This is a genomic window from Pseudomonas sp. CVAP#3, from assembly GCF_018986375.1.
Lineage (GTDB): Bacteria > Pseudomonadota > Gammaproteobacteria > Pseudomonadales > Pseudomonadaceae > Aquipseudomonas > Aquipseudomonas helvetica.
This window is the reverse complement of the sequence record NZ_JAHMSC010000006.1, coordinates 263,931-282,660: the sequence shown is the minus strand read 5'-3', so window position 1 is coordinate 282,660 and position 18,730 is coordinate 263,931. Positions and strand designations below refer to the sequence as shown.

At 60.5% G+C, this 18,730-nt stretch carries 13 protein-coding genes; 10 read left to right on the top strand and 3 right to left on the bottom strand.

Features of this window, described 5'->3' with window-relative positions; all coding sequences use genetic code 11:
* Window positions 1-55: 55 nt before the first annotated feature.
* The gene (locus KRR23_RS13550; RefSeq protein WP_216742898.1) at window positions 56-2,497 is read left to right on the top strand and encodes a penicillin-binding protein 1A; all 2,442 of its coding nucleotides are present in this window, start codon (window positions 56-58) and stop codon (window positions 2,495-2,497) included.
* A 1,083-nt stretch (window positions 2,498-3,580) separates the two neighbouring features.
* On the opposite strand, the gene KRR23_RS13545 is transcribed toward KRR23_RS13550, so the two are convergent.
* The 3 genes from KRR23_RS13545 to rpmE form a co-directional block, all read right to left on the bottom strand.
* Window positions 3,581-4,849: a malic enzyme-like NAD(P)-binding protein gene (locus KRR23_RS13545; protein WP_054595225.1), complete on the bottom strand. Its 1,269-nt coding sequence runs from the start codon at window positions 4,847-4,849 to the stop codon at window positions 3,581-3,583.
* A 181-nt stretch (window positions 4,850-5,030) separates the two neighbouring features.
* Complete coding sequence (locus KRR23_RS13540) at window positions 5,031-5,849, bottom strand: thermonuclease family protein (RefSeq protein ID WP_216742897.1); 819 nt, start codon at window positions 5,847-5,849, stop codon at window positions 5,031-5,033.
* Window positions 5,850-5,857: 8 nt separating this feature from the next.
* Complete coding sequence (gene rpmE, locus KRR23_RS13535) at window positions 5,858-6,073, bottom strand: 50S ribosomal protein L31 (protein ID WP_145016632.1); 216 nt, start codon at window positions 6,071-6,073, stop codon at window positions 5,858-5,860.
* A 169-nt stretch (window positions 6,074-6,242) separates the two neighbouring features.
* On the opposite strand from rpmE, the gene KRR23_RS13530 reads away from it, so the two are divergent.
* From KRR23_RS13530 to phaC (KRR23_RS13490), 9 genes are all read left to right on the top strand, one after another.
* Complete coding sequence (locus KRR23_RS13530) at window positions 6,243-8,462, top strand: primosomal protein N' (RefSeq protein WP_216742896.1); 2,220 nt, start codon at window positions 6,243-6,245, stop codon at window positions 8,460-8,462.
* Window positions 8,463-8,732: 270 nt separating this feature from the next.
* Window positions 8,733-10,469 carry an arginine--tRNA ligase gene (gene argS / locus KRR23_RS13525; protein WP_216742895.1) on the top strand — a complete coding sequence of 579 codons (1,737 nt, stop codon included), beginning with the start codon at window positions 8,733-8,735 and terminating at the stop codon, window positions 10,467-10,469.
* Between the two features lies 1 nt (window position 10,470).
* Window positions 10,471-11,172 carry an SPOR domain-containing protein gene (locus KRR23_RS13520; protein ID WP_216742894.1) on the top strand — a complete coding sequence of 234 codons (702 nt, stop codon included), beginning with the start codon at window positions 10,471-10,473 and terminating at the stop codon, window positions 11,170-11,172.
* Between the two features lie 276 nt (window positions 11,173-11,448).
* A complete protein-coding gene (gene hslV, locus KRR23_RS13515; protein ID WP_216742893.1) occupies window positions 11,449-11,979 on the top strand; it encodes an ATP-dependent protease subunit HslV in 531 nt (176 codons plus the stop codon).
* A 57-nt stretch (window positions 11,980-12,036) separates the two neighbouring features.
* On the top strand, window positions 12,037-13,377 hold the full coding sequence (hslU, locus tag KRR23_RS13510; protein WP_216742892.1) for an ATP-dependent protease ATPase subunit HslU: 1,341 nt from the start codon (window positions 12,037-12,039) through the stop codon (window positions 13,375-13,377).
* Window positions 13,378-13,595: 218 nt separating this feature from the next.
* Entirely contained in the window at window positions 13,596-13,976 is a 381-nt protein-coding gene (locus KRR23_RS13505) for a gamma-butyrobetaine hydroxylase-like domain-containing protein (RefSeq protein WP_216742891.1), read from the top strand.
* Between the two features lie 259 nt (window positions 13,977-14,235).
* Window positions 14,236-15,915: a class II poly(R)-hydroxyalkanoic acid synthase gene (gene phaC, locus KRR23_RS13500; protein WP_216742890.1), complete on the top strand. Its 1,680-nt coding sequence runs from the start codon at window positions 14,236-14,238 to the stop codon at window positions 15,913-15,915.
* A 112-nt stretch (window positions 15,916-16,027) separates the two neighbouring features.
* The gene (gene phaZ / locus KRR23_RS13495) at window positions 16,028-16,885 is read left to right on the top strand and encodes a poly(3-hydroxyalkanoate) depolymerase (RefSeq protein WP_216742889.1); all 858 of its coding nucleotides are present in this window, start codon (window positions 16,028-16,030) and stop codon (window positions 16,883-16,885) included.
* Between the two features lie 114 nt (window positions 16,886-16,999).
* Window positions 17,000-18,682 (top strand): class II poly(R)-hydroxyalkanoic acid synthase, encoded by a 1,683-nt coding sequence (gene phaC / locus KRR23_RS13490; RefSeq protein WP_216742888.1) that lies wholly within the window; start codon window positions 17,000-17,002, stop codon window positions 18,680-18,682.
* Window positions 18,683-18,730 lie beyond the last annotated feature (48 nt).

Sequence of the window (18,730 nt, the reverse complement as noted above, 5' to 3'; positions counted from 1 at the left end):
TTACCTTGAATGCCCTGACGCCTAATTCATTCTTTACCCTGGATGTCCAAAAGCCTTGATTCGTCTGCTGAAATTTTTCGGGTGGTCCATCGTCGCCGTTTTCTGCGGACTGCTCCTCGGTCTGAGCGGCGCTTTTCTTTACCTTAGTCCGGGTTTGCCATCCGTGGAGGCGCTGAGAAGCATTCAGTTGCAGATTCCTTTGCGGGTCTACAGCAGCGACGGCAAATTGATCGCCGAGTTTGGCGAAATGCGCCGCACGCCGATCCGCTTCGCCGACATCCCACCCAATTTCATCAATGCGTTACTCAGTGCCGAAGACGACAACTTCGCCAATCACTATGGCGTCGACCCCAGCAGCCTGATGCGTGCCGCGAGCCAACTGGTCAAAAGCGGACACATTCAATCCGGCGGCAGCACCATCACCATGCAGGTGGCGAAGAACTTCTTCCTCACCAGTGAGCGTAGCTTCTCGCGCAAGACCACGGAAATCCTCCTGGCCCTGCAAATCGAGCGTCAGCTGACCAAGGACGAGATCCTTGAGCTTTACGTGAACAAGATCTACCTGGGCAACCGCGCCTACGGCATCGAGGCGGCGGCACAGGTGTATTACGGCAAGTCGATCCGCGACGTCAGCCTGGCGCAGATGGCGATGATCGCCGGCCTGCCGAAAGCCCCTTCGCGCTTCAACCCGCTGGCCAACCCGGCGCGCAGCAAAGAACGTCGCGACTGGATCCTGGGGCGTATGTACAAGCTCGGGAAAATCGACGAAGCGGCGTATCAGACCGCGATCAACGAGCCATTGAACGCCAGTTATCACGTACCGACGCCGGAAGTGAACGCGCCGTACATCGCTGAAATGGCCCGGGCCGAAATGGTCGGTCGTTATGGCAGCGATGCCTACACCGAAGGCTTCCGCGTCACCACCACCGTGCCGAGCAACCTCCAGGAAATGGCCAACACCGCCGTCCATGAAGGCTTGATCACCTACGACCAGCGTCACGGCTATCGCGGCCCTGAATCCCGTCTGCCGGGCAAGACGCCTGCTGCCTGGGCCACGGAACTGACCAAACAGCGCACCATCAGCGGCCTGGAACCGGCCATCGTCACCCTGATCGAGAAAAACGGCGTGCAGGTCCTGACCCGTAACGGCGAAGAACATGTCAGCTGGGACAGCATGAAATGGGCACGCCCGTACCTGAACACCAACAGCATGGGCCCGGTACCGAAGCAACCATCGGATGTCGCCCAGGTCGGTGACCTGATTCGCGTACAGCGCCAAGCGGACAACGCCCTGAAGTTCAGCCAGATTCCAGTCGCCCAAAGCGCGCTGGTTTCGCTGGACCCGCAAAACGGCGCCATCCGTGCATTGGTTGGCGGCTTCGCGTTCGAGCAGAGCAACTACAACCGCGCCATGCAGGCCAAGCGCCAACCGGGATCGAGCTTCAAGCCATTCGTCTACAGCGCTGCGCTGGATAACGGCTACACCCCGGCAACGCTGGTGAACGACGCACCGATCGTGTTCGTCGACGAGTACCTGGACAAGGTCTGGCGCCCGAAGAACGACACCAACACCTTCCTCGGCCCGATCCGCATGCGTGAAGCGCTCTACAAGTCGCGCAACCTGGTGTCGATCCGTCTGCTCCAGGCGCTGGGCGTCGATCGCACCATCGACTACATCAGCAAATTCGGCTTCAACAAGCAGGACCTGCCGCGCAACCTGTCGCTGGCCCTGGGCACCGCAACGCTGACGCCGATGGAAATCGCCACCGGCTGGAGCACCTTTGCCAACGGCGGCTACAAGATCACCCCGTACATCATCGACAAGATCGAAAGCCGCAACGGCGACACGCTGTTCGTCGCCAACCCGCCAAGCGTGCCGAAAGGTGATATCGCCAGCAACGGGATTGCAGCACCGGTGAGCAACACCTTCACGGTCAACCCGACGCCAGGCGAAGCCCCGGCGGCGCAAACCACCGTACAAGCACCGGCCGTCGCAGAACGGATCATCGACGGGCGCACCACCTTCATCCTCAACAGCATGCTTGAAGACGTGATCAAGCTCGGTACCGGGCGTCGCGCACTGTCCATGGGCCGCAGCGACATCGCGGGCAAGACCGGGACCACCAACGAATCCAAGGACGCCTGGTTCTCGGGCTATAACGCCGATTACGTGACCACGGTCTGGACCGGTTTCGACCAACCGGAAAGCCTTGGCAAGCGCGAGTTCGGCGGCACCGTGGCGCTGCCGATCTGGATGAACTACATGAGCGCCGCGCTCAAAGGCAAACCACCGCACACCCAGGCCGAACCGGAAGGCATCCTCAGCCTGCGGGTCGACCCGGTCAGCGGCCGCGCAGCCACCCCAAGCACTCCAGGCGCCTACTTCGAGCTGTTCAAGTCCGAAGACACGCCGCCATCGATCAACGAACTGGGCAACGGCAATGCACCGGGCAGCCCACTGCCAGCGGACGAAGCGGCACCGATCGACCTGTTCTGATCGCGCAGCACCAACAAAAAGCCCCGCTCTTCGTTTGAAGGCGGGGCTTTTTAGTTTCTGGAGGTGGCAGCTGTACGCGGATTGACAGACCGGGAATCAAGGGACCCGGCACACCCGAAGGTGTCCCACGCACAGCCGCCATGACACGATACCCCAGACGAAAAAATCGCCTGAAACAGGTCTTGGGCACTGGTGCGCCTTGATTTACACGGACGGTCAAATCCGGTCGCTGAATTGGCAGCGACGATCAAAGGCTAGAGGCCACGCTTCCGAGGGGCAACCTTAAAGACATGTCGGAGATTTCTGCGTTGCCCGTGATGCTGTCATCAAGTTCCGACTTCATCCTACGGGCATTACACAAATGATCATTCCCACGCTCCACCTCAGCTCGTGAAGCGGAACGCGGAGCGTCCCTGGCGGCATTCCCACGCAGAGCGTGGGAACGATCTCAAACCCCACACGTTCCAACCACTCAGGCCGGCCGGTAGGCCGCCGTGCTGTTGCTGTTGATCTTGATCCACCCGCCCCGTCGGGAGGCCGAGCGCAGGTGTTCATCAGGGGGTGGGCGCGCAGCGCCGTACGGCGCAGCCGGACACATCGAGAGGAGGTCGTCGCGAAGCAGACCGTAGGCGATGCCCCCTGATGGACACCGGAGCGAGGGGACGCCGAGCCTAGGCGAGGTGCCGTACGCTTGGGGCGAAGACCTTTGCTTCCTTTGGGGCGTTTGCCAAAGGGAGTCGCCGTCAGGGCGAAACCCTAAGTGGCCGTTACCGCAGGAATGGATATGCACACCTGCGAGAGACTGGTCGGCTGTCAGGCCGCTATCGCGGGCAAGCCCGGCTCCCACAATGGATTGGTGTACACCTGCGAGAGATTGGTCGGCTGTCAGGCCGCCTTCGCGAGCAAGCTCAGCTCCTACAGGTTTGGTTGGGGTACATCTGCAGGAGATTGGCCGGCTGTCAGGCCGCCTTCGCGAGCAAGCTCGGCTCCTACAGTTTTGGTTGGCGCACATCTGCGAAAGACAGATACAAAAAAGCCCCGACTCACAAGAGCCGGGGCTTTCTGTTGAAGCGCTACAACGGCTTAGCCGTTGAACACGTCATCCACGCTTTTCAGCGGGTAGTTCTTCGGATACGGCAGAGTCGCCACACCCGTCTCAATCGCAGCCTTGGCCACAGCATCCGAGATCACAGTGATCAAACGCGCATCCATTGGTTTCGGAATGATGTACTCACGACCGAACTCCAACTTGATGCCACCGTAAGCGTCACACACTTCCTGAGGCACTGGCAGCTTGGCCAATTCACGCAGAGCGTTGGCCGCAGCCACTTTCATCTCTTCGTTGATGCGCTTGGCGCGAACGTCCAGAGCACCACGGAAAATGAACGGGAAGCCCAGTACGTTGTTCACCTGGTTCGGATAGTCCGAACGGCCGGTCGCCATGATCACGTCGTTACGGGTGGCGTGAGCCAGTTCCGGGGCGATTTCCGGATCAGGGTTCGAGCACGCGAACACGATCGGGTTGGCCGCCATCAGCATCAGGTTTTCAGCGCTCAGCAGGTTCGGACCGGACAGGCCAACGAACACGTCTGCGCCTTTCAGGGCGTCAGTCAGCGTGCGCTTGTCGGTCGCGTGAGCGAAGACAGCCTTGTACTGGTTCAGGTCGTCACGCTCGGAGTGGATCACGCCGGTACGGTCAACCATGAAAATGTTTTCGATCTTGGCGCCCATGCTCACCAGCAACTTCATGCAGGAGATAGCGGCAGCACCAGCGCCCAGGCAGACGATCTTGGCTTCTGGCAGGGTTTTGCCAGCGATTTCCAAGGCGTTGATCATGCCGGCAGCGGTCACGATCGCGGTGCCGTGCTGGTCATCGTGGAACACCGGAATGTCGCACTGTTCGATCAGCGCGCGTTCGATCTCAAAGCACTCAGGTGCCTTGATGTCTTCCAGGTTGATGCCACCGAAGGTGATGGAGATACGCTTGACGGTGTCGATGAAGGCTTGCGGGCTTTCGGAGTCGACTTCGATGTCGAACACGTCGATACCGGCGAAGCGCTTGAACAGCACGCCTTTACCTTCCATCACCGGCTTGGAAGCCAATGGGCCAAGGTTACCCAGGCCGAGAATCGCGGTGCCATCGGAAATGACTGCAACCAGGTTGCCCTTGCCGGTGTATTTGTAGGCCAGTTCAGGATCGCGGGCGATTTCGCGTACTGGTTCGGCTACGCCGGGGCTGTAGGCCAGCGACAGATCGCGGGCGGTAGCGGTGGCCTTGGTGAGCTCGACACTCAGCTTACCTGGACGAGGATGGGCGTGATATTCGAGAGCGGCAGTTTTCAAATCAGACATGTGGGCATTCCGCTTTTACTGTTGAACGACGGACCGCCGAGGATACTCGCGTCGCAAAGTCCCCACAAGACTGACCGGTCACCCCTGTCAAGCGCCCTACCCTACGACTTTGGGCCAAGAGCCACGGAACACAAGGGCTCAACTGTTCACAATCGACTTAAAAAATGTCGACAATTTCTTTTTACGGCACTGCTTGCAGCATGGCCGGATGGGTCAATGGCAACAACCAACGCGCCTCACCGGAATCCAGACCACCGCGCCGTGAGCGATCGAGCACCCAGCCACGCGCCTCGATCTGCTTGCCGTTGAGCCGTTCCAGAGCCGCCAGATCGAAATGACCGAGCAGATTGGGTGCAACGCGCAATACAACCGAATCCTGCAACTCGATCCAAATTCCGCCACGATTGCGCTGAACCTTGCCCACACGCCCACTAAGCACAGCAAAACCCGAAGTACTGATCTGCTCCGCTTTCAGCACAGGTGACTGCCGCCATAACCCCAGCCGGGCCTGCCGCGCAGTGCGTTCGGCGGCCTGCTGGCAACTGACAAAATCGACGTTCGGTGCCACCGCAACCAGGTAACCAAGCCCCTCGGCAAGCATCTGCGCTTCGAGATTGTCACCGTTGGCGCTGTAGAGATGGGCCAGGGTGCGACCGTAACGATCCTTGCCCTCTTGCCCCGCCAGCAAACCCAACCGTCCGTCGCTTGCCGCCACCAACGCTTCCAGACGCTTGCGTGCAGCCACGGCGAAAGGTTCGTCGGCGCGACCTTTCTTGCCCAGTTCCGGGGTATTCAAACCGATCATGCGCACACTGCGGCCATCGCTCAGGCGCACCGTGTCGCCATCCACCACGCGTTGCACGCTGACAGCTTCCAGCTTACTGGTAGGTGCAGGACAGAGCGCGTGGGCGCTGGAGAGCCAAATCGCGGACATAAAAAAGGCGCCCGCGAAGGGCGCCTTTTTCATCAGTCTGGAGAAGCCGAAACGACTCTCCAACATGATCAGCCTTAGGCTTTTTTGCCGAAAGCACCGAAACGATCGGCGAACTTCTGAACGCGGCCGCCGGTATCCAGAGTCTTCTGCTTACCGGTGTAGAACGGGTGGCACTCGTTGCATACGTCGATCGGCAGGGCTTTGCCGAAGGTCGAACGGGTTTCGAACTTGTTGCCACAGCTGCAGGTAACAGCAATGACTGGGTAATCTGGATGGATATCGGCTTTCATGGTGTCTTCCTCAGGCTAGCGTGCCGCCACCCAACACTATTGTTGAATACCGCACGTAATTAGGCCGCGAATTCTACCAGACCTTTGCGATCACGCAAGCTGTCACTGAAACCGACCGTCTGCTAGGCTCCGGTCCTTCTTTACCGCCCGCCCAATGAGATCCCCCCGCGTGCCCGATGCCATTTTGCGCCTCGCCCTGCCTTCGCCCCTGCGCCGCCTGTTCGACTACCGTGCCCCGGCGGGAGTCCTGCACGCGCACTTGCATCCGGGCATGCGGCTGCGGGTGCCGTTCGGTCGCCGCGAGATGATCGGGATCCTGGTGGAAGTCACCGACCACAGCGAAGTCCCGGCCGACAAACTCAAACCGGCACTGGCCCTGCTCGATGCCACGCCACCGCTACCGGCGGCACTGTTCAAGTTGTGCCTGTGGACTTCCCAGTATTACCAGCACAGCCTCGGCGACACCTTGAGCTGGGCGCTGCCGGTGCTGTTGCGCCAAGGTGAAATGGCCGAAGCACGCCAGGAGCGCTTCTGGTCGATCGCCCCGGGCGCGAAACTGGATGATCCGCGCATCGCCCGCGCTCCGCGTCAGCGTGAAGCGTTGGCCACGCTGGCCCAGCATCCGCATGGCGTCGCCCATCAACTGCTGAGCAAGTTGATGTTGAGCAAGGACAGCCTCGACCTGCTGCTGGCCAAAGAACTGGTACAAGTGGAGATCCGCAAACACGCACCCGGCGAACGTCACGAACACTGGCTGGCGCAACCAGAGTTGCCGCTAAACCCGGAACAGCGCGCCGCGTATGAAGCGATCCGCGCAGGCTTCGACAGTTTCCATGCGTTCCTGCTGGCCGGGGTCACCGGCAGCGGCAAGACCGAAGTCTATTTGCAGCTGATCCGCGAAACCCTTGAGGCCGGCAAGCAGGCGCTGGTGCTGATCCCCGAAATCAACCTCGGGCCGCAAACCCTGGCGCGCTTCGAACAGCGCTTCAATGCGCGTATTGCCCTGGTGCATTCGGCGGTCAATGACCGAGAACGGCTGGAATCCTGGCTGGCAGCCCGGGATGGCGAGGCCGACATTATAATCGGCACCCGCTCGGCGCTGTTTACGCCGATGAAAAACCCCGGGCTGATCATCATCGATGAAGAGCACGACGGCTCTTATAAACAGCAGGAAGGTTTGCGCTATCACGCCCGCGATCTGGCATTGGTCCGAGCACGACAGGAAAACATCCCGATTGTCCTCGGCTCGGCGACGCCGTCACTGGAAAGCCTGCACAACGCCTACACCGGTCGTTACGGACTGCTGCGCCTGAACGAGCGCGCCGGCGGGGCGAAACAACCACGTTTCCTGCGGCTGGACGTCAAAAGTCGCCCGCTGGACAGCGGCATTTCCGGGCCGATGCAGCAGGCGATCGGCCAGACCCTCGCCGCCGGCCAGCAAGTATTGGTATTCCTCAACCGTCGCGGCTTTGCGCCCACCCTGCTCTGCCACGATTGCGGCTGGATGTCCGAGTGCCAGCGCTGCGATGCGCGAATGACCGTACACCAGCGTTCCGGCGAGCTGCGTTGCCACCATTGCGGCTACGTCGAGCGTGTCCCTCGGCACTGCCCGAAATGCGGCAAAGTCGATTTGCGCCCCGTGGGTGCCGGCACCGAACGCGCCGAAGAGCGTTTGGGCATTCTGTTCCCGGACTACCCGGTGTTGCGGGTCGACCGCGACAGCACCTCGCGTAAAGACGCGATGAATCAGCTATTCGCGACCATTCAGAAAGGTCAGCCGTGCATTCTGGTCGGCACGCAGATGCTCGCCAAAGGGCATCACTTTCCACGGGTGACGCTGGTGTCGATTCTCGATGCCGACGGCGGACTGTTCTCCGGTGACTTCCGCGCCAGCGAGCGCATGGCTCAGTTGATCGTGCAGGTGGCAGGGCGTGCCGGGCGCGCCGAAGAGCCGGGCAAAGTGATCATCCAGACTCACCTGGCCGACCACCCGCTGTTGGTGCAACTGACCGAACAAGGCTATTTCGCCTTTGCCGAGCAGGCCTTGAGCGAACGTCGTTCCGCCGGGCTGCCGCCCTTCGCGCACCTGGCGCTGTTGCGGGCCGAAGCGCATAAGCCGGGGCAAGCCGAAAGTTTCCTCGATGAAGCCTGCAGCGAGGCGGAGCGATTATTGGCCGAACACACCCTGACCGGCATCGAATTGCTCGGCCCGGTACCGGCGCCGATGGAGCGTCGGGCTGGACGCTATCGTGCGCAATTATTGTTGCAAGCCACGGCACGGGCGCCGCTGCATCGACTGCTGAGCGCCTGGTTGCTGGCGCTGGAACAGATGCCGAGCGGGCGGGCGGTGCGTTGGTCTTTGGATGTTGATCCGGTCGATTTGTATTGAGTCAACTATGTGGCGAGGGAGCTTGCTCCCGCTCGGCTGTGCAACAGCCGCAAACAAGTCAACCCCGCCCCGGCAGACAGAATGCAGCACCCGATTTCCGGGCCGCTCCGCGCCCCAGCGGGAGCAAGCTCCCTCGCCACAAGGTAATCAATCACCGTAAGTCCGCAATGAACCTACAATGGTTGGCAAGCCCGACTTCGCAACGGATAATGCCCAGTTTTTCCACCTGCGCATTGATGCGCCGCCGCTCTGCGGTTGAAAGAGAAGACCATGAAAGACACCATTCGCCAGTTGATCCAGCAAGCCCTCACCCAACTCGTTACCGACGGTGTGTTGCCTGAAGGCCTGACGCCGGCGATTCAGGTGGAGAACTCCCGTGACAAGACTCACGGCGACTTCGCCAGCAACATCGCCATGATGCTGGCTAAACCGGCCGGCATGAAACCGCGCGATCTGGCGGAAAAAATCATCGCTGCGCTGCCGGTTGACGAAAACGTCAGCAAAACCGAAATCGCCGGCCCGGGCTTCCTCAACTTCTTCCAGAACACCCAGGCCCTGGCCTCGCGCCTGGACGCCGCCCTGGCTGACGCCCAAATCGGCGTGCGCAAGGCAGGTCCCGTGCAGCGCACCGTGGTCGACCTGTCGGCACCGAACCTGGCCAAAGAGATGCACGTCGGTCACTTGCGTTCGACCATCATCGGCGACGGCGTGGCGCGCGTACTGGAGTTCCTCGGCGACACGGTGATCCGTCAGAACCACGTCGGCGACTGGGGCACCCAGTTCGGCATGCTGATGGCGTACCTGCAAGAAAACCCAATTACCAGCGACGAGCTGTCGGACCTGGAAAATTTCTACCGCGCCGCCAAGCAGCGCTTCGACGAATCCGAAGAATTCGCTGACCGCGCCCGCGGCCTGGTGGTCAAGCTGCAAGCCGGTGACCCGGACTGCCTGGCGCTGTGGACCAAGTTCAAAGACATTTCCCTGTCCCACTGCCAGAAAATCTACGAACAGCTGAACGTCAAACTGACCATGGCCGACGTGATGGGCGAAAGTGCCTACAACGACGACCTGATCAACGTGGTCAACGACCTCAAGGCCAAAGGCATGCTGGTCGAGAGCAACGGCGCCCAGTGCGTGTTCCTCGACGAATTCAAGAATGCCGACGGCGACCCGCTGCCGGTAATCATCGTCAAGGCTGACGGCGGCTACCTCTACGCCACCACTGACCTGGCGGCCGTGCGCTACCGTAACGGCGTGCTGAAAGCCGATCGAGTGCTGTACTTCGTCGACCAACGTCAGGCCCTGCACTTCCAGCAGGTATTCGAAGTGGCTCGCCTGGCCGGTTTCGTGACCCATCCAATGGACATGGAGCACATGGGCTTCGGCACCATGAACGGCGCCGATGGCCGTCCGTTCAAGACCCGTGATGGCGGCACCGTGAAGCTGATCGACCTGCTGAACGAAGCCAAGGAACGCGCCTACACGCTGGTGAAGGAAAAGAACCCTGAGCTTGCCGAAGCCGATCTGCGCAACATCGCCAAAGTCGTGGGCATTGGCGCGGTGAAATACGCCGACCTGTCCAAGCACCGCACCAGCGACTACAGCTTCAACTTCGACCTGATGCTGAACTTCGAAGGCAACACCGCGCCGTACCTGCTGTACGCCTACACTCGCGTGGCCGGCGTGTTCCGCAAACTCGGCAAGGACTTCAGCGAAGTCGAAGGGCAGATCGTCCTCGAGGCCACTCACGAACACGAACTGGCCGCCAAGCTGGCGCAGTTCGGTGAAGTGCTGAACAACGTCGCCGAAAAAGGCACGCCGCACATCCTCTGCACCTACCTGTACGATGTTGCCGGTCTGTTCTCCAGCTTCTACGAGAACTGCCCGATCCTCAGCGCACAAACCCCGGCACAAATGCAAAGCCGCTTGCGCCTCGCCGCATTGACCGGTCGCACCCTCAAGCAAGGCCTGGAACTCTTGGGTCTGGAAACTCTGGAGCGTATGTAAGTTGGCTGCCAAGAAAAAACCAGCACCAAAGCGTGGCGCCAGCCGTTACCAAGCTCCTGCAAAAAAGCCGATTCCGGGATGGCTGTGGATGGCCATCGGCCTGACCGTGGGCGCCTTCATCGTGTTCCTGATGAAGCTGGAGCCGGGTAAAGGCAGCGAAAGCGTCAAGCGCGAGAAAGTCGAGCAACAGAAAGCCAGCAAGATCGCCGAGGCCAACAAGACCCCGCCGAGCCCGACGCAGCCGGTGAAGCCGAAATACGACTTCTACACCTTGCTGCCGGAATCGGAGGTCATCGTGCCGCCGGATGCCGTGCCGGAGAAAACCCTGCCGACGCCGCAGACTGCACCCGTTGCACCGGTAACCCCGGCAGAAGCGGCGAAGATCGACACCGCGCGTGCGCAGGCAGCCCTGAGCGGCGTTACCCCGCCGCCAGCGCCACCCGTAGCGAAAGCGGCGCCGGTGACCAAGTTCTTCCTGCAGGCTGGCTCGTTCCGCAAGCAAGCTGATGCCGACAAGGTTCGTGCGCAGATCATTCTGCTCGGCCAGGCGGTTTCGGTGGAGTCCGGCACGGTGAAGGACGAGACCTGGTACCGCGTGCTGGTCGGCCCGTTCAGCAACCGCGAACAGCTGACCACCGCCCAGAAACAACTGGCTGGCAGCGGCTTCAGCAACCTGTTGTTACAACAACGCCAGAGCCGCTGATCACAATTGATTGCTCCCCAGTTTGCGGGAGCAATCTGCTTTTGTGGCGAGGGGGCTAGCCCCCGTTCGGTCGCGCAGCGGCCGCAAAACATTGTCCTGGCTCTATCTGAAAAAACGCGGCGCCTGTTTTCAGGGGCGCTTCGCACCCCAACGGGGGCAAGCCCCCTCGCCACAGACCGCTCGTCCCCCGCCACTTCCCGCAGTTGAAAAACGCCTCACCACCCCCATATGAGTTGGGATAAGGCATTTTCGCCCCGCTGCGTGGAGACTCTTCCCTTGACCACCATCGTTTCAGTTCGCCGCCACGGCAAAGTCGTCATGGGCGGCGACGGCCAGGTTTCTCTTGGCAATACCGTGATGAAAGGCAACGCGAAGAAAGTTCGCCGCCTGTACCACGGTCAGGTCATCGCCGGGTTTGCTGGCGCCACCGCTGACGCCTTTACCCTTTTCGAACGTTTCGAAGGCCAGCTTGAAAAGCACCAGGGCCACCTGGTTCGCGCCGCCGTCGAACTCGCCAAAGAATGGCGCACCGACCGCTCCCTCAGCCGCCTCGAAGCGATGCTTGCAGTCGCCAACAAAGACGCCTCTCTGATCATCACCGGTAACGGCGATGTGGTCGAACCCGAAGAAGGCCTGATCGCCATGGGTTCCGGCGGCGGTTACGCTCAGGCCGCAGCCAGCGCCCTGCTGAAGAAAACCGATCTGTCGGCCCGTGAAATCGTCGAAACCGCGCTCGGCATCGCCGGCGACATTTGTGTATTCACCAACCACACCTTCACCATTGAGGAGCAGGATCTCAGCGAATAAGCCTGTTTCGGCCATCACGCCACGGCATTCATTTTTGCTTGAGGACCACCCATAACCATGCCAATGACTCCCCGCGAAATCGTCCATGAACTCAGTCGCCATATCATCGGCCAGGACGATGCCAAGCGCGCCGTCGCCATCGCCCTGCGTAACCGCTGGCGCCGGATGCAACTGCCTGAAGAGCTGCGCGTTGAAGTAACACCCAAGAACATTTTGATGATCGGCCCGACCGGTGTCGGTAAAACCGAAATCGCCCGTCGCCTGGCCAAACTCGCCAATGCGCCATTCATCAAGGTTGAAGCGACCAAGTTCACCGAGGTCGGCTATGTCGGCCGTGACGTCGAGTCGATCATTCGTGACCTCGCCGATGCAGCGATCAAGTTGCTGCGCGAACAGGAAATGACCAAGGTTCGCCATCGCGCCGAAGATGCCGCCGAAGAGCGCATCCTCGATGCACTGCTGCCACCGGCACGCATGGGTTTCAGCAACGAAGACTCCGCGCCGGCCCAGGATTCCAACACCCGCCAACTGTTCCGCAAGCGCCTGCGCGAAGGTCAGCTGGATGACAAGGAGATTGAGATCGAAGTCGCCGAAGTGTCCGGCGTCGATATCTCCGCGCCACCGGGCATGGAAGAAATGACCAACCAGTTGCAAAGCCTGTTTGCCAATATGGGCAAGGGCACGCGCAAGAACCGCAAGCTCAAGGTCAAGGAAGCGCTGAGACTGGTGCGCGACGAAGAAGCCAGCCGCCTGGTCAATGACGAAGAGCTCAAGGCCAAGGCGCTGGAAGCGGTCGAGCAGCACGGCATCGTGTTCATCGACGAAATCGACAAGGTCGCCAAGCGCGGCAATTCCGGCGGCGTCGACGTATCCCGCGAAGGCGTACAGCGTGACTTGCTGCCGCTGATCGAAGGCTGCACGGTCAACACCAAACTGGGCATGGTCAAGACCGACCACATCCTGTTCATCGCTTCCGGTGCGTTCCACCTGAGCAAGCCAAGCGATCTGGTGCCCGAGCTGCAAGGCCGCCTGCCGATCCGCGTCGAACTCAAGGCCCTCACGCCGGAAGACTTCGAGCGCATCCTCAGCGAGCCACATGCCTCGCTCACCGAACAATATTGCGCCCTACTGAAAACCGAAGGCGTGACGATCGAGTTCCAGCCAGACGGCATCAAACGCGTGGCGGAGATCGCCTGGCAGGTCAACGAGAAGACCGAGAACATCGGCGCCCGTCGCCTGCACACCCTGCTTGAGCGTCTGCTCGAAGAGGTGTCGTTCAGCGCCAGCGATCTGGCCAGCACCCACAGCGAAGAGCCGATCCGCATCGACGCTGACTACGTCAACAGCCACCTCGGCGAATTGGCGCAGAACGAAGACCTGTCCCGTTATATCCTGTAGGTCACATTCTGTGTGAGCGGGCCCCTGTGGCGAGGGAGCTTGCTCCCGCTGGGTCGCGAAGCGACCCCAAAATCAGCGAATGCGGTCTGTCAGGCAGACCCCATTCGCCGGTTTACGACTGCTGCGCCCGAGCGCGGACCGGCCGAGCGGGAGCAAGCTCCCTCGCCACAGGATCACCCGCCGACACAGGGCCTTCATATAGACGGACGACCGGCCCCATGACGACTCCACTCCCCACCGCCATCAAACTGCACAAAGCCTCGAAAACCCTGGAGCTGCAATACGCGCCCGATGAGGTCTATCACCTGAGCGCAGAATTCTTGCGCGTGCACTCTCCTTCCGCCGAGGTCCAGGGCCACGGCAAACCCATCCTTCAATTTGGCAAGATCGGCGTAGGCCTGAACAAGGTAGAACCGGCCGGTCAGTACGCACTGAAATTGACCTTCGATGACGGCCACGACAGCGGCCTGTTCACCTGGGAATATCTCTATCAGTTGGCGCGACGATATGACGCACTCTGGGACGATTATCTTGCCGAGCTCAAAGCCGCCGGAAAGACCCGCGATCCAAACGAGTCTGTCGTCAAGCTGATGCTCTAGCTCAAGGCCCGCGCTCTTTAGAGGGCATTTTCTAATTTCATCTGTTTGAATGCTGGGCTGCGGTGCCGAGGATCGGCCTGCTTGCGAAAAAAATTAAACTCGGGTAACCAATGGATCTGGCAAGTTCTGTGCAGCGCGCCTCCTGAATGAAAAAGTCAGCGATGTACAACTAACGGTCACCCGAGCGTGTACCCGGCATTTGCTGTGTGACTACACAGCAGGACTCAGGTACTCGCCTCAGGACAATGGAGCGTCGTAGATGAGTAACAAGAATAACGATGACCTGAAATATCAAGCCTCGGAAAATACCCTGGGGCTTAATCCGGTCATCGGCTTGCGTCGAAAGGATCTGCTTACCTCTGCCCGCATGGTGCTGACCCAGGCCATCAAACAACCCATCCACAGCGTCAAGCATGTCGCGCATTTTGGCATTGAGCTCAAGAACGTGATGCTCGGTAGATCCGAGCTGCAACCGGAAAGCGATGACCGTCGTTTCAACGATCCGGCGTGGAGTCAGAACCCGCTCTACAGACGTTATCTGCAAACCTACCTGGCGTGGCGCAAGGAACTCCACGACTGGATCGGCGAAAGCAGTCTGTCCGCCCAGGACATCAGCCGCGCACACTTCGTGATCAACCTGATGACCGAGGCCATGGCCCCGACCAACAGCGCGGCCAACCCTGCTGCCGTCAAACGCTTCTTCGAAACCGGCGGCAAAAGCCTGCTCGATGGCCTCTCGCACCTGGCCAAGGATCTGGTGCACAACGGCGGCATGCCGAGCCAGGTCAACATGGGCGCCTTCGAAGTCGGCAAGAGCCTGGGCACCACCGAAGGCGCGGTGGTTTTCCGCAACGATGTACTGGAACTGATCCAGTACCGGCCAATCACTGAACAAGTGCACGAACGCCCACTGCTGGTGGTCCCACCACAGATCAACAAGTTCTACGTTTTCGACCTGAGCCCGGACAAAAGCCTGGCGCGCTTCTGCCTGCGCAACAATGTGCAGACTTTCATCGTCAGCTGGCGCAACCCGACCAAGGCCCAACGCGAATGGGGCCTGTCGACCTACATCGAAGCGCTCAAGGAAGCGGTCGACGTGGTTACCGCGATCACCGGCAGCAAAGACGTGAACATGCTCGGCGCCTGCTCCGGCGGCATCACCTGCACCGCGCTGCTGGGCCACTACGCGGCGATTGGCGAGAAGAAGGTCAACGCCCTGACGCTGCTGGTCAGCGTGCTCGACACCACCCTTGATTCCCAGGTCGCGCTGTTCGTCGACGAACAAACCCTGGAAGCCGCCAAGCGTCATTCCTATCAGGCCGGTGTGCTTGAAGGTCGCGACATGGCCAAGGTCTTCGCCTGGATGCGCCCCAACGACCTGATCTGGAACTACTGGGTCAACAACTACCTGCTGGGCAACGAGCCGCCGGTCTTCGACATTCTGTTCTGGAACAACGACACCACCCGCCTGCCTGCGGCGTTCCACGGCGACCTGATCGAACTGTTCAAAAACAACCCACTGATCCGTCCTGATGCACTGGAAGTGTGCGGTACGCCGATCGACCTCAAGCAGGTCACAGCAGACGTCTACTCCCTGGCGGGCACCAACGACCACATCACACCGTGGAAGTCGTGCTACAAATCGGCGCAGCTGTTCGGTGGCAAAGTCGAATTCGTGTTGTCCAGCAGCGGCCATATCCAGAGCATTCTGAACCCGCCGGGCAACCCGAAATCCCGTTACATGACCAGCTCCGACATGCCGGTCCATGCCAACGACTGGCTGGAAAACTCAACCAAGCACACTGACTCCTGGTGGCTGCACTGGCAGGCCTGGCAGGCCGAGCGTTCGGGCAAGCTGAAAAAAGCCCCGACCGTGCTCGGCAACAAGACCTATGCGGCAGGTGAGGCATCACCGGGGACTTATGTGCATGAACGTTAACTGACCACAAACCTGCAGGAGCCGAGCCTGCTCGCGATGGCGACCTCAAGGACGCCATCGCCGGCAAGCCGTGCTCCTACAGGGATAACGATCGACCCACAGGGCTTGAAGCATGCCGCAACCGTTCATATTTCGTACTGTCGACCTGGATGGTCAAACCATCCGCACCGCGGTACGCCCCGGCAAGCCTCACTTGACGCCCTTGCTGATTTTCAACGGCATCGGCGCCAACCTGGAGCTGGTGTTTCCGTTCGTCCAGGCGCTCGACCCGGACCTGGAAGTAATCGCCTTCGATGTCCCCGGTGTCGGCGGTTCATCGACGCCTACCCACCCTTACCGCTTTCCCGGGCTGGCCAGGCTGACCGCACGGATGCTCGACTACCTCGATTACGGGCAAGTCAACGTGGTCGGTGTTTCGTGGGGCGGGGCACTCGCCCAACAGTTCGCTTTCGACTACCCCGAGCGCTGCAAGAAACTGGTGCTGGCAGCGACGGCGGCGGGCATGGTGATGGTGCCGGGCAAACCGAAAGTGCTGTGGATGATGGCCAGCCCCAGACGCTACATCCAGCCATCCCACGTGATTCGCATTGCGCCGCTGATTTACGGTGGTTCGTTCCGCCGTGATCCGAACCTCGCGGCGGAGCACGCCAGCAAAGTCCGTTCGGCTGGCAAACTCGGTTACTACTGGCAGCTGTTCGCGGGCCTGGGCTGGACCAGTATTCACTGGCTGCACAAAATCAATCAGCCGACCCTGGTGCTGGCCGGTGACGATGACCCGCTCATTCCGCTGATCAATATGCGGGTACTCGCCTGGCGTATTCCCAATGCCCAGCTACACATAATCGACGACGGCCATTTATTCCTGATCACTCGGGCTGAAGCCGTCGCTCCGATCATCATGAAATTTCTCCAGGAAGAACGCCAACGGGCGGTGATGCATCCGCACCCGGGGTCGTTCGGCGGCACATAACGTACTGCGCATGTCGACAGGCGTGTCGAAAGCCGCAAGGGAGGTCCGAAGCGACTATGGTGTCTATTCGCAATTGACGTACTTGTTGATGGCTTGACGAAGGAGTGTTGACTCATGCGAGACAAAAAAGCGCCGGGCGCCTTTCCTCCACCCGCCGCATTCATCAATGCCCAGAGTGCGATCACCGGTCTGCGCGGCCGGGATCTGTTCTCGACTCTGCGCAGTGTCGCCGCTCACGGCTTGCGTCACCCGGTACAGAGTGCCAAACACGCACTGGCGTTGGGTGGCCAGCTGGGCCGGGTACTACTGGGCGAGACCCTGCATCAGCCCAACCCTTCGGACAGCCGCTTCGCCGACCCGAGCTGGGCCCTCAATCCGTTTTACCGACGCGGCCTTCAGGCTTACCTGAGCTGGCAGAAGCAGATCAAAAAATGGATCGATGAAAGCGGCATGCCCGCCGATGACCGAGCACGCGCGCACTTTGCCTTTACCCTGCTCAACGACGCTGTCTCGCCGTCCAACACCTTGCTTAACCCGCTGGCGGTCAAGGAGCTGTTCAACTCCGGCGGCCAAAGTCTGGTGCGCGGTCTCAGCCATCTGCTCGACGACCTGATGCACAACAATGGCCTGCCCAGCCAGGTGACCAAGCACGCCTTCGAAGTCGGCAAAACGGTAGCCACCACCACCGGTGCCGTGGTGTTTCGCAACGAACTGCTGGAGCTGATGCAGTACAAGCCGATGAGCGAAAAGCAGTACGCGAGGCCGCTACTCGTGGTGCCGCCACAGATCAACAAGTACTACATTTTCGACTTGAGCCCGCACAACAGCTTCGTCCAGTTCGCGCTGAAGAACGGCCTGCAGGTGTTCATGGTCAGCTGGCGCAACCCGGATGTCCGTCATCGCGAATGGGGTCTGTCGAGTTACGTCGAGGCCCTGGAAGAAGCGCTGAACGTCTGCCGGGCGATCAGCGGCAGCCGCGAGGTCAACCTGATGGGCGCCTGCGCCGGCGGCCTGACCATCGCGGCCCTGCAAGGACATCTGCAAGCCAAGCGGCAGTTGCGTCGGGTCTCGAGCGCGACCTATCTGGTGAGCCTGCTCGACAGTGAACTGGAAAGCCCGGCGACCCTGTTTGCCGACGAACAAACCCTCGAAGCGGCCAAGCGTCGCTCCTACCAGAAAGGCGTACTCGAAGGTCGCGACATGGCCAAGGTATTCGCCTGGATGCGCCCCAACGACCTGATCTGGAACTACTGGGTCAACAACTACCTGCTGGGCAAAGAGCCGCCAGCCTTCGACATTCTCTATTGGAACAACGACAACACTCGCCTGCCGGCCGCTTTTCATGGCGACCTGCTGGACTTCTTCAAGCACAACCCGTTGACCCATCCTGGCGGACTGGAGGTCTGCGGCACGCCGATCGACTTGCAGAAGGTCAACGTCGACAGCTTCAGCGTCGCCGGGATCAACGACCACATCACGCCTTGGGATGCGGTGTACCGCTCGACACTGCTGCTGGGCGGTGAACGACGCTTCGTGCTGTCCAACAGCGGCCACGTGCAGAGCATTCTCAACCCACCGAGCAACCCCAAGGCCAACTACGTCGAGAGCCCGAAACTGAGCAGCGATCCACGGGCCTGGTACTACGACGCCAAACACGTCGACGGCAGTTGGTGGAACCAGTGGCTGGGCTGGATTCAGGAACGTTCCGGCACTCAGCGCGAAACGCTGATGGCGCTGGGTAACCAGAACTATCCACCGATGGAGGCGGCGCCAGGCACCTACGTGCGCGTACGCTGAACTCTCCCCGCGCCACGGCCTGAAGTGTCGGCCGTGGCCTGACGAATC

What these genes read in the sequence shown, in the direction of transcription:
- phaC (WP_216742888.1), top strand. Translation starts at nt 17,000, where the DNA reads ATGCGAGACAAAAAAGCGCCGGGCGCCTTTCCTCCACCCGCCGCATTC.
- argS (WP_216742895.1), top strand. Translation starts at nt 8,733, where the DNA reads ATGAAAGACACCATTCGCCAGTTGATCCAGCAAGCCCTCACCCAACTC.
- KRR23_RS13545 (WP_054595225.1), bottom strand. Translation starts at nt 4,849, where the DNA reads ATGTCTGATTTGAAAACTGCCGCTCTCGAATATCACGCCCATCCTCGT.
- phaZ (WP_216742889.1), top strand. Translation starts at nt 16,028, where the DNA reads ATGCCGCAACCGTTCATATTTCGTACTGTCGACCTGGATGGTCAAACC.
- hslU (WP_216742892.1), top strand. Translation starts at nt 12,037, where the DNA reads ATGCCAATGACTCCCCGCGAAATCGTCCATGAACTCAGTCGCCATATC.
- rpmE (WP_145016632.1), bottom strand. Translation starts at nt 6,073, where the DNA reads ATGAAAGCCGATATCCATCCAGATTACCCAGTCATTGCTGTTACCTGC.
- KRR23_RS13540 (WP_216742897.1), bottom strand. Translation starts at nt 5,849, where the DNA reads ATGTTGGAGAGTCGTTTCGGCTTCTCCAGACTGATGAAAAAGGCGCCC.
- KRR23_RS13505 (WP_216742891.1), top strand. Translation starts at nt 13,596, where the DNA reads ATGACGACTCCACTCCCCACCGCCATCAAACTGCACAAAGCCTCGAAA.
- phaC (WP_216742890.1), top strand. Translation starts at nt 14,236, where the DNA reads ATGAGTAACAAGAATAACGATGACCTGAAATATCAAGCCTCGGAAAAT.